Annotated in this window: 12 protein-coding genes; 9 read left to right on the plus strand and 3 right to left on the minus strand. The window is 72.9% G+C overall.

From position 1 onward, the window contains the following. Positions 1-77: 77 nt before the first annotated feature. From ABKW26_RS10015 to ABKW26_RS10035, 5 genes are all read left to right on the plus strand, one after another. The gene (locus ABKW26_RS10015; protein WP_348593264.1) at positions 78-536 is read left to right on the plus strand and encodes a tRNA (cytidine(34)-2'-O)-methyltransferase; all 459 of its coding nucleotides are present in this window, start codon (positions 78-80) and stop codon (positions 534-536) included. A gap of 165 nt (positions 537-701) precedes the next feature. Continuing rightward, positions 702-1,829, plus strand: a complete 1,128-nt coding sequence (locus ABKW26_RS10020; protein ID WP_348593241.1) for a glycerate kinase — start codon at positions 702-704, stop codon at positions 1,827-1,829. A 21-nt stretch (positions 1,830-1,850) separates the two neighbouring features. Then, positions 1,851-2,876, plus strand: coding sequence for a LacI family DNA-binding transcriptional regulator (locus ABKW26_RS10025; RefSeq protein WP_348593243.1), 1,026 nt, complete (start codon positions 1,851-1,853; stop codon positions 2,874-2,876). A gap of 97 nt (positions 2,877-2,973) precedes the next feature. Continuing rightward, complete coding sequence (locus ABKW26_RS10030) at positions 2,974-3,213, plus strand: DUF6480 family protein (RefSeq protein WP_348593244.1); 240 nt, start codon at positions 2,974-2,976, stop codon at positions 3,211-3,213. A 55-nt stretch (positions 3,214-3,268) separates the two neighbouring features. After that, on the plus strand, positions 3,269-3,607 hold the full coding sequence (locus ABKW26_RS10035; protein WP_348593246.1) for a cupin domain-containing protein: 339 nt from the start codon (positions 3,269-3,271) through the stop codon (positions 3,605-3,607). Here the strand turns inward: ABKW26_RS10035 and ABKW26_RS10040 are convergent. Then, entirely contained in the window at positions 3,604-4,107 is a 504-nt protein-coding gene (locus ABKW26_RS10040; protein ID WP_348593248.1) for a DUF2975 domain-containing protein, read from the minus strand. The two genes, ABKW26_RS10035 and ABKW26_RS10040, sit on opposite strands and share 4 nt — an antisense overlap. A gap of 139 nt (positions 4,108-4,246) precedes the next feature. On the opposite strand from ABKW26_RS10040, the gene ABKW26_RS10045 reads away from it, so the two are divergent. The 4 genes from ABKW26_RS10045 to ABKW26_RS10060 all read left to right on the plus strand — a co-directional run bounded on the left by ABKW26_RS10045 (position 4,247) and on the right by ABKW26_RS10060 (position 7,769). Further along, complete coding sequence (locus tag ABKW26_RS10045; RefSeq protein WP_348593250.1) at positions 4,247-4,513, plus strand: HPr family phosphocarrier protein; 267 nt, start codon at positions 4,247-4,249, stop codon at positions 4,511-4,513. 79 nt (positions 4,514-4,592) lie between these two features. Then, on the plus strand, positions 4,593-5,864 hold the full coding sequence (locus tag ABKW26_RS10050; protein WP_348593252.1) for an EAL domain-containing protein: 1,272 nt from the start codon (positions 4,593-4,595) through the stop codon (positions 5,862-5,864). Between the two features lie 142 nt (positions 5,865-6,006). Further along, positions 6,007-6,579 (plus strand): WHG domain-containing protein, encoded by a 573-nt coding sequence (locus tag ABKW26_RS10055; RefSeq protein WP_348593254.1) that lies wholly within the window; start codon positions 6,007-6,009, stop codon positions 6,577-6,579. Continuing rightward, a complete protein-coding gene (locus ABKW26_RS10060; protein ID WP_348593256.1) occupies positions 6,576-7,769 on the plus strand; it encodes an SGNH/GDSL hydrolase family protein in 1,194 nt (397 codons plus the stop codon). The genes ABKW26_RS10055 and ABKW26_RS10060 overlap by 4 nt, the downstream gene beginning before the upstream one ends. Positions 7,770-7,783: 14 nt before the next feature. Here ABKW26_RS10060 and ABKW26_RS10065 read toward each other — a convergent pair whose 3' ends face one another. Together ABKW26_RS10065 and ptsP are read right to left on the minus strand one after the other, a co-directional pair. Continuing rightward, entirely contained in the window at positions 7,784-8,341 is a 558-nt protein-coding gene (locus ABKW26_RS10065; protein WP_348593258.1) for a hypothetical protein, read from the minus strand. An 87-nt stretch (positions 8,342-8,428) separates the two neighbouring features. Continuing rightward, positions 8,429-10,123 (minus strand): phosphoenolpyruvate--protein phosphotransferase, encoded by a 1,695-nt coding sequence (ptsP, locus tag ABKW26_RS10070; RefSeq protein WP_348593260.1) that lies wholly within the window; start codon positions 10,121-10,123, stop codon positions 8,429-8,431. Positions 10,124-10,195: the final 72 nt, after the last annotated feature.

Raw genomic sequence — 10,195 nt, forward strand, 5'->3', positions numbered from 1 at the left:
ACAATGCACCGGTGACTGACGCACCGATCGACACCCCCGCACCCGACAGCACCGAACCGCCGGCCGCCACGCTGCCGATGATCGCGTTCCACGAGCCGCGGATCCCTCAGAACACGGGGAACGCCATCCGGCTCGCGGCCGTGACCGGGGCGCCGCTGCACCTCGTGGAGCCGCTGGGCTTCGACCTCTCGGAGCCCAAGCTCCGCCGGGCCGGGCTGGACTATCACGACCTCGCCCACGTCGTCGTGCACCCCGACCTCGAGGACCTGCTCGCGAGCCGCCCGGGGGCGCGCGTCTTCGCCTTCACGACGAAGGCGACGACGCGCTACACGGACATCGCGTACGAGCCGACGGACATCCTGCTCTTCGGTCCCGAGCCGACCGGTCTCGACGACGCCGTCCTCCACCACGAGCGGATCACGGACGAGGTGAAGATCCCGATGCTCCCGAGCCGGCGGTCGCTCAACCTCACGTCGAGCGCGTCGATCGTCGTGTACGAGGCCTGGCGACAGGCTGACTTTACCGGCGGTATGTGAACCTCACTTTACCGGCGGTATGTGAACAATCCCGTCCGCAGCGGGTGAAAACAGACGGACGTTCCATAAGATACCGCGACCAAACGCTCATGATCGCCTGTGCCCTGCCGACAAAGACTGATGTCATGGGGTGAAGCCCCGGTCAGAGCGCGAGGAGCACACCGCATGCGCATCGTCATCGCCCCCGACGCGTTCACCGGAACGTTGGACGCGCTGCGCGCCGCCGACGCACTGGCACGCGGCTGGGCCTCGGTACGGCCGACCGACGAGCTCCTCGCGGCACCGATGGCGAACGGCGGCGTCGGGACGCTCGACGTCATCGCCCGCGCCGTCCCCGGCGCCACCTTCCACGACGTCCCCGGGTGCAGCGGTCCGGACGGACGACCCGTCACCGGCCGCTGGCTCGCGCTCCCCGACGGGTCGGCCGTGGTCGACCTCGCCCAGGTCGCGGGCCTCTCGCTCATGGTCGAGCCGGACGCCCTGCGCGCCTCGACCCGAGGCCTCGGCCAGGTCATCGCGTCCGCTCTAGACGCCGGAGCGACGTCCCTCGTCATCTCCCTCGGCGGCTCGGCATCCACCGACGGCGGCGCCGGTGCCCTCGCGGCCCTCGGCCTGCACCTCCTCGACGAGACCGGCGAGCGGCTCGAGGACGGCGGCGGCGCCCTGTCCCACCTCATGTTCGCCGACATGACCGACCTGCGCCCCGCGCCCCTCGGTGGCGTCACCCTCCTCACCGACGTCGACAACCCGCTCCTCGGCCTGCGCGGCGCCGCGAGCTCCTTCGCCCCCCACAAGGGCGCGTCCCCCGAGGACGTCGCGCGGCTGGAGTACGGCCTGTCCCGCTTCGCCGGAGTTCTCGGTGGAGCACCGGACGCCCCCGGCTCCGGCGCTGCCGGCGGAGCCGCCTACGGCTTCACGGTCGCGTGGAAGGCCAGGATCGTGCCCGGTCCCGAATACGTCGCTCAGCTCCTCGGGCTCACCGGCCTGCTCGCCGGGGCCGACGTGCTCCTCACCGGAGAACGACTCTTCGACGCGACGAGCCTCGTCCGCACGGCGGCCGGCGAGGCGCTCGGTCTTGCCGCGACCGGCACCCTGCGCGACCACCTGCGCACGGCGATCGTCGCGGCGGCGATCACCGACTCCCACCTCCTCGACGACCGCGGCACGTGGCACTGCGAGCTCAACGCGATCGCCGGCTCCCCCGAGGCCGCGCAGGCCGACCCCGAGCGCTGGCTCTTCGACGCCGCTGCCCGCGCAGCGCTCGCGATCGCAGGTCCTCTCGTCGCCGCCTGAGTCGCCCCTAGGATGAGGGTCATGACCGTGACCCTCAGCGACGTCGCACGTGAAGCAGGTGTGTCGCTCGCGACGGCGTCGCGAGCGATCAACGGCAGCGCCAACCGGACCGTGCGCTCCGACCTGCGGGAGCGCGTCCTCGCCGCAGCCGAGCGGCTGCGCTACTCCCCCGACGCGAACGCCCAGGCGATGGCGCGCGGCCGCACCACTGCCCTCGGCCTCATCGTCCACGACATCGCCGACCCCTACTTCTCGACGATCGCGTCCGGCGTGACCAGCGCTGCCGAGCGTGCCGGTCTCGTCGTGACCCTCGCGAGCACCGACCGTGACACGGTCCGCGAGCTCGCGTTCGTCGAGCTCATGCAGCGCCAGCGCGCCCGCGCGATCATCGTCGCCGGCGGCCGGTTCGACGACGACGCGGCGAACCGCAAGCTTGCGGACGCGCTCGCCGAGTACCGGTCCCGGGGTGGCGGGGTCGCCGTCATCGGCCAGCCGCTGCTCGGCGTCGACACCGTGACCATCGAGAACCGCACGAGCACGAGCGAGCTCGCGCGCCGCCTGCACGGCCTCGGGTACCGCCGCTTCGCCGTGCTCGCCGGACCGGAAGGCCACCTCACCGCCCGAGACCGCTTCGAGGGCTTCCGGGACGCGCTCGAGGTTCTCGGCGCACCGGTCGCCCCCGAGCTGGTGCTCCGGGGGCCGTTCACCCGCGACGGCGGCTACGACGGGATGACCGAGCTCGTGGCCACCGGGGCGCTGGCCGACGTCGAGCTCGTCTTCGCCGTCAACGACGTCATGGCGGTCGGCGCCATGGCCGCCGCCCGCGCGGGCGGGCTGAGCGTCCCCGGCGACGTCGCCATCGCCGGCTTCGACGACATCCTCACGCTGCGCGACATCACGCCGTCGCTCACGACCATCCGGCTGCCCCTCGCCGACATGGGCGCGATCGTCACCGAGCTCGCCCTCGCACCGGCGAAGGACGAGCCGCGCATCGTCCCGGTCGACGGCGAGGTCATCCTCCGCGACTCGACCCCGCCGCTCGGCTGACGCCTCTCTCCCCGCTTGCGGGCTCCTGGGGCGAGCCTAGGGTGAGAACGAGCCGTCAGGACGTGGCAGCCGAACCACCCAGAGCCGAAGGACAGCCATGAGCCCAGAAGCTCGCAACCCCGACCCGGACCCCACCCAGATGCCCGGCGCTGACCCGAGCGGGAACGTCCAGCCCGGGGAGACGCCTCCCGGGGAGAGCTCGGTGAGCGCCGTCCAGGGGCACGGAGAGGGTGCGCCGGCCCGGTGGACCCAGTGGGCGTGGCTCGGCGGCATCGGCGCCGTCGTGGTCGTCGGGGCCCTCGCGTTCCTCGGGTACGGGATCGGGCTCCTCGACTAGGAGGTCGGCCCGCGCCCCCGGGTGCCGTCCCACCGATCTCTGCGAGAGTGGGGCCATGGAGAAGTTCTCGCTCACGGCAATCGGTCGCAACGCCCTCGAGACGGCCCGCGGGTCGTCGAACGGACGGAGTGCACAGACCGTCTACGGCGGTCACGAGCACGTCCTGCGCCAGACCCTCATCGCGATGACGCAGGGGACCCGGCTGGAGGAGCACGAGAGCCCCGGGGAGGCGACGGTGCAGGTGCTGCAGGGACGCGTCGTCCTGACCGCCGGTGCGGACGCATGGGAGGGGTCGACGGGCGCGCTCCTCGTCGTGCCGCGGGTGCGTCACGCGCTCGAGGCGCAGCAGGACGCGGTCATCTTGCTCACGGTCGCGAAGGTCGGCCGGGACTAGCGGCGGACCGCGGGATCCCCCGGACGCTCGACCGCGTCGAGCGCGCGGTGGTTCGCGACGGCACGCTCGAGCACCTGGCGCGCGACACCCAGGAGCAGCACGGTCGTGACGCCGCACACGAGGCATGCCGCCAGCGCGAGGACCACACCGGGTCCGCCGACCCCGACGACGCCGAGCAGGTGGACCATCGGTCCCGCTGCGACGGCCGCCCCGAGACCCAGGAGCACCCTGAGGGCGTCCACCCGCTGGAGGGACCTGACCGTGAGGATCTCGTCCCGGCTCACCAGCGTCAGGAGCTGCCACACGGCGACGAGCGCGGCCTGGACGCAGACGATCGCGACGACCCCCGCTACCGCATAGGGGATCACGAGGTGCGCAACCTCGTCGTCTCCCCCGCCCAGCTCTGCCGCGAGCTGTGGGAGGAGCGCCTGGGCGAGCACCGAGCCCAGGAGGAGAACGGTCAGTGCTGTGCGGGCGGCGGTGGTCGAGATCTGATCCATGCATCGATGTTCGATGCCAATATGTCGAAAGTCAATAGGTCGAGACGGATCCGACACTCGGGACCTCTGTCCATGTACCGGGCGCCGACGTCACGCTAGGGTGGTCCAGACCAGTCGTCGTAGACCTATGGAGGTCGCTGTGCTCGAGCGTCATGTCACCGTCGGGATCCCGGAAGGGCTGCACGCCCGACCCGCCGCCCTCTTCGTCAAGCTCGCCGGCGCCCAGCCCGCGACGGTCACCATCCGCAAGGACGGCAAGGACCCGGTCGCGAGCAACAGCATCCTCGCCGTCATGACCCTGGGAGCATCGCTGGGCGACGACGTGGTCCTCGCCACCGAGAACGACGACGCCGACGCCCAGGCCTCCCTCGACGCGCTGGCGGAGTATATCGCCGCCGAAGGATGAGACCCGGACCTCGTCCCACCACCGGGTGAAAACGGGACCCACCGCGCAGGTGCGGCACCCCGCGGTCGATTCTCTAGACGTGCCCACCGCGACCTCCGCCCCCGCACCCGTGACACCGGGACGCTCCGAGTCCGCCCTCGCGACGATCATCGCGGAGGGTGAGCTCCACTGCGTCTACCAACCCTTCGTCGACCTCGACACCGGCGAGGTGCTCGCGCACGAGGCCCTGCTGCGAGGTCCTGCCAACACCCGCTGGGCCTCCCCCATCGTCCTGCTCGACGCCGCGCGCGCCAGCGGCCTCCTCGCCGATCTCGAGCAGGCCTCGCTGCGGGCGTCGCTGGCCGACGCGAACGCGCTCTCGAACGGTCGACCCGTCACCCTCTTCGTCAACGTCGAGCCCACCACGCTCACCGAGCGCCTCGAGGTCGTCCTCGAGACGATCGCGAACCGCGCCCCGCACGTCCAGGTGGTCGTCGAGATCACCGAGCGCGCCCTGGCCGCCGACCTCGCCGGCGTGCTCGCCGGGGCCGAGCGCCTGCGAGAGGTCGGTTGCGCGATCGCTCTCGACGACGTCGGGGTCGAGCCTGAGTCGCTCGCGTTCATCCCGCTCCTGCGCCCCGAGGTCGTCAAGCTCGACCTGCGCCTCCTGCGCTCCGCGACCGACGTCGCCACCCAGACCGTCGCCGGTGCCGTGCGGGCGTACGCCGAGGAGTCCGGTGCCGAGGTCGTGGCGGAGGGCATCGAGACGTCACGCGACCTCACGCGCGCGCTCGTCCTCGGCGCGACCCTCGGCCAAGGCTGGTACTGGGGGCGCGGAGAGCGGCGGTTCGAGGAGTCCACCTCGCAGCCCGCCCGGTTCCGGGCCACCCCCAACGGCGCCGCCATGCGCGCCACCCCGTACGAGCTCCTCGGCCGGGCGCGACGCGTCCGGCGCGCACCGAAGCACCTCCTCCTCGCACAGTCGCACGCCCTCGAGCTCATGGCGATGCACTCGCAGGTGCCGCCGCTCCTGCTCGCGGCGTTCGAGCACTCCCGGTTCTTCAGCCCGGCGACGACCGAACGGTACGTCGCGATGGGCCGCCACCTGCCGTTCGTCGGCGTCCTCGGCATCAACATGCCGATGTCTCCCGCGCCCGGTGTGCGCGGTGGTGTTCTCGACCCGCAGGACCCGCTGGCGTCCGAGTGGACCGTCGTGGTGCTCGGCGCGCACGAGTCGGCGGCGCTCATGGCGCGCGACCTCGGGGACGCCGGGCCGGACCGCGAGCGCGAGTTCGAGTTCGTCGTGACCTACGACCGCAGCCTCGTCACTGCGGCGGCACAGTCCCTCGTCGGGCGGCTCGCCCCGCACTGAGCAGGACGGGCGGCCACGACCACCCCCGGCCCGGCGGGGCACATCCGGCACCGCCTGCGCACCCTCCCCTATACATCATTGGCTTTTGCCTAAGGACATTAGGTCATGTGCTACGGTCGTTCCGGACGACGAGGAGATGCTCATGATGGCGCGCGCAGGACTCACGAGAGAACGGCTGGCTCGGGCCGGCGCAGATCTCGCCGACGAGGTGGGCTTCGACAAGGTCACGGTCACGGCGCTCGCCCGGGGCTTCGACGTCAGCGTCCCGAGCCTCTACTCGCACGTCAAGAGCTCCGACGACCTCAAGACGCTCATCGCTCTGCTCGCCCTCGACGAGCTGGCCGAGAACCTCGCCGCCGCGCTGGCAGGACGCTCCGGCAAGCAGGCGCTGGCCGCGTTCGCCGACGTCTACCGCGACTACGCCGTCGCGCACCCCGGGCGCTACGCCGCCGCGCGGCTCCCGCTGGACCCCACCACCGCCGCCGCGAGCGCCGGCCCACGGCACTCGCAGATGACCCGCGCGATGCTCCGGGAGTACACGTTGACGGAGGCGGACGAGACGCACGCCGTCCGGCTGCTCGGGAGCGTGGTGCACGGCTACGTCAGCCTCGAGCTCGCGGGGAGCTTCAGCCACAGTGCACCCACCGCACAGGAGTCCTGGCTGCGGATCCTCGACGCGCTCGACGCCCTGCTGCGCACCTGGCCCACAGCATGACCACGCCGCTCGGCACCCCGTCGCTGCGCGCCACGCCGATCACCGCCGCCCTCGTGCACGGAGCGCTCGACCTGGAGCCCACCGAGCACGGCGTGCTCCCGCACCGCCTGCCGGCGTGGGCGCGTGGCCAGAACACCGACGGCCAGCTGGCGATGGCCGAGTCCCAGCCGTCCGGCGTTCGGCTCGCGTTCCGCACCGCAGCCACGACGGTCGAGCTGGACGTGCTGCCCACCAAGCAGGTGTACGCGGGCGCTCCCCCGCTGCCGGCCGGGGTGTACGACCTCCTCGTCGACGGGAGCCTCGTCGCCCAGGCGAGCGTGCCCCGTGGCCGGACCCGCACCCTCGACATGACGACCGGCGTCGTGACCCACGAGCCCGGCCCTGTCGGCACTGCCCGGTTCACAGGCCTGCCCGACGGCGCGAAGGACGTGGAGATCTGGTTGCCCCACAACGAGACCACCGAGCTCGTCGCTCTCCGGACCGATGCTCCGGTCGAGCCGGCACGAGACCGCGGTCGCCCGGTGTGGCTGCACCACGGCAGCTCGATCAGCCACGGCACGAACGCCGCGAGCCCCACGGCGACGTGGCCGGCGCTCGCTGCCGCGCACGGCGGCGTCGAGCTCGTCAATCTCGGATTCAGCGGCAGCGCCCTCCTCGACGCTTTCACGGCGCGAGCGATGCGGGACACCCCGGCCGACCTCGTGAGCGTGAAGATCGGCATCAACATCGTCAACCTCGACGTCATGCGCCTGCGCGCGTTCACGTCCGCCGTCCACGGCTTCCTCGACACGATCCGTGAGGGCCACCCGAGCACGCCGCTGCTCGTGGTGTCGTCGATCCTGTGCCCGATCCACGAGGACACACCGGGTCCGGGCGTCCCGGACTTCTCCACCGGGCGGCTGCTCTTCCGTGCCACCGGTGACCCGGCGGAGCGCGCGGGCGGGAAGCTCACGCTCGGCGTGATCCGCGACGAGCTCGCCCGGATCGTCGCGCAGCGCGCCACCGACGATCAGGCTCTGTTCTACCTCGACGGCCGCGAGCTCTACGGCGAGACCGACACGGAAGAGCTGCCGCTTCCGGACGTGCTGCACCCGGACGCGGACACGCACCGCCGCATCGCCGAGCGCTTCGCCGCTCACGCTTTCGCCGGAGGCGGGCCGTTCGGTCCCAGCGCGACCGGGCGGGCCTAGCCCACGAGCGCTGGTCACATGGCCGGCACGGGCGCGTCCGGGGTGACGGCGACCGGAACGCCGGTGGATGCCGTGAGCCGCGTCGCGATCTCGTCGGGCGTCTCGCTGGTGCGGTCCGGGTGCACGCCGACGTCGAGCCCGGACCCGTCGTTGCGCACGGCCACCATGCCGACCCCCGCGCTCTGCTCCGCGCTCAGGAGCTCGCTCGCCAGCACACGCAGGTCGCCCGGGAGGTAGTCGGTCGTCCGGACCTCCACGCTGACGTCCGGGTACGTGCTCGCGAGCGCGGCGAGCTCGGCGGCCGGCGGCTCACCGTGCCAGTAGAGGACCAGCCCACCACCCGTGTCGTCCAACCCGACCGAGGCATGCTCCGGCCGACCGTCGAGCGCCTGGGCGAGCGCGGACCCCGCGAACGCGACGTCGTCCCACGCGCCCGGGACGGTCTCCGTCGCGCTCAGGGTCGGGAGGTCGGTCCGCTCGCCCTCGGGCACCGCCTGGTCGGAGCACGCCGTGGCGAGGAACGCCAGCCCGAGGCTGAGCACCCCGGAGACGACCAGCGGCATCCGTCGCATCGTCGACTCCTCGTTCTCGCAGGCAGGGCGCCTCGATCGAGGGTATCGCGGGCGACCGGCACCTCGGTGGGGCTCGACCGGGCGAACCTACAGCCCGAGGTCGACGAGGATGCCGAGCTCGGCGCGCACGGCGTCGCGGGCCTCCTCGGGACCGTCGGCGGCGAGCGCGGTGCGCGCGAGCTGCCGACACTCGTCGAGGGTCACGGTGGCGAGGACGGCCGCGACGTCAGGCAGGGCGCGGGCCGTCATGGAGAGGGTCGCGACGCCGAGCCCCACGAGGACCGGGGCGAGGGCCGGGTCGGCGGCGGCCTCTCCGCAGACGCCCACGGGCTTGCCGTGCGCCGTGCCGCCGTCGCAGGTCGCGGCGACGAGCTGGAGGACAGCGGGCTGCCAGGGTGTCGAGAGCACCGCGAGGTCGCCGAGCATGCGGTCGGCGGCCATCGCGTACTGGGTGAGGTCGTTCGTGCCGATGCTCGCGAAGGCGGCGTGCGCGAGGATCGACCCCGACTGGAGCGCGGCGCTCGGCACCTCGACCATCACGCCGGCGGTCGAGATGCCGTGGGCGGCGCAGCGCTCGACGAAGGTGCGGGTCTCGGCCGGGGTCGAGACCATCGGCGCCATGACCCACACGTCGGCGTCCTCCGCCGCGGTCGCCTGGGCGATCGCGGTGAGCTGGTCGTCGAGCACCTGGGGGTTGCGGACCGCGGTGCGCAGGCCGCGGATGCCCAGGGCGGGGTTGGGCTCGTCCTTGTTCGTGAGGAACGGCAGGGGCTTGTCCGCCCCGGCGTCGAGCGTGCGGACCACGACCTTCTTCCCGGGGAACGCGTGGAGCACCTGGCGGTACTGCTCCACCTGCTCGGCGATCGAGGGCGCGTCCTCGCGGTCGAGGAAGCAGAACTCCGTGCGGAACAGCCCGACTCCCTCGGCGCCGAGGTCGGCGGCCGTCTGCGCGCCGTCAGGCCGGGCGATGTTCGCGAGGAGCGGGACGGGGTGGCCGTCGCGCGTGCGCCCTGACCCGTCGAAGGTGCGGACGCGCGCGGAGAGCTCGGCGGCGCGGGTCACCTGCGCGTCGGTGGGGTCGAGCGTGACGGAGCCGGTCACGCCGTCGACGAGGACGTGCGCGCCGGGCACGAGACCGGTCCCGTCGCCGAGGCCGACGACGGCGGGGATGCCGAGCGACCGGGCGAGGATCGCGGTGTGCGAGGTGGGCCCGCCCTCGACGAGGACGATCGCGAGGACGTGCTCCGGGTCAAGGGTCGCGGTGTCTGCCGGTGCGAGGTCACGGGCGAGCAGGACGAACGGGTGGCCGGGGTCCGGGACCCCGGGCGCCGGGCGACCGGTGAGCACGGCGACGATCCGGTTGCGGACGTCCATGACGTCGCCCGCACGCTCAGCCATGTAGCCGCCGAGCGCCGTGAGCTGGTCGACCACGGTCCCCGTCGCCTGCCAGACCGCGCACGCCGGGTCGAGGCCCAGCTCCCGGACCCGGTCCTGGGCGTTCGTCACGAGGGTGGGGTCCGCCGCCATGAGGGCGGTCGTCTGGAGCACCTCGCGGGCCTCGCCGCGAGCCCGGGCTGCAGCACGCTCGAGGGAGTCCTGCACCTCCATCGACGCCGCGGCGATGCGTGCGACAGCCGTCTCGACGTCCTCGCCCGCACCCAGCCGCTGGCCCGGTGGCGGTTCCGGCACCGAGTCAGGCATCCCGACGACGACGCCGCTCGCCCGGCCGGGGCTCACGCCGATGCCGCTGATGACCTTCTGGTGGGTGTCCGGTGTCTGCATGCTGTCCTCGCTCGCTCACGCGTGGGCTGTGGTGGTGGACCCGGGGGGGGGGGGGGGGGGGGGGGGGGGGGG

The sequence above is a fragment of the Sanguibacter sp. 25GB23B1 genome (genome assembly GCF_040012415.1).
GTDB lineage: Bacteria > Actinomycetota > Actinomycetes > Actinomycetales > Cellulomonadaceae > Sanguibacter.

What these genes read in the sequence shown, in the direction of transcription:
- ABKW26_RS10065 (WP_348593258.1), bottom strand. Translation starts at nt 8,341, where the DNA reads ATGCGACGGATGCCGCTGGTCGTCTCCGGGGTGCTCAGCCTCGGGCTG.
- ABKW26_RS10060 (WP_348593256.1), top strand. Translation starts at nt 6,576, where the DNA reads ATGACCACGCCGCTCGGCACCCCGTCGCTGCGCGCCACGCCGATCACC.
- ptsP (WP_348593260.1), bottom strand. Translation starts at nt 10,123, where the DNA reads ATGCAGACACCGGACACCCACCAGAAGGTCATCAGCGGCATCGGCGTG.
- ABKW26_RS10040 (WP_348593248.1), bottom strand. Translation starts at nt 4,107, where the DNA reads ATGGATCAGATCTCGACCACCGCCGCCCGCACAGCACTGACCGTTCTC.
- ABKW26_RS10015 (WP_348593264.1), top strand. Translation starts at nt 78, where the DNA reads ATGATCGCGTTCCACGAGCCGCGGATCCCTCAGAACACGGGGAACGCC.
- ABKW26_RS10025 (WP_348593243.1), top strand. Translation starts at nt 1,851, where the DNA reads ATGACCGTGACCCTCAGCGACGTCGCACGTGAAGCAGGTGTGTCGCTC.
- ABKW26_RS10055 (WP_348593254.1), top strand. Translation starts at nt 6,007, where the DNA reads ATGATGGCGCGCGCAGGACTCACGAGAGAACGGCTGGCTCGGGCCGGC.
- ABKW26_RS10020 (WP_348593241.1), top strand. Translation starts at nt 702, where the DNA reads ATGCGCATCGTCATCGCCCCCGACGCGTTCACCGGAACGTTGGACGCG.
- ABKW26_RS10035 (WP_348593246.1), top strand. Translation starts at nt 3,269, where the DNA reads ATGGAGAAGTTCTCGCTCACGGCAATCGGTCGCAACGCCCTCGAGACG.
- ABKW26_RS10030 (WP_348593244.1), top strand. Translation starts at nt 2,974, where the DNA reads ATGAGCCCAGAAGCTCGCAACCCCGACCCGGACCCCACCCAGATGCCC.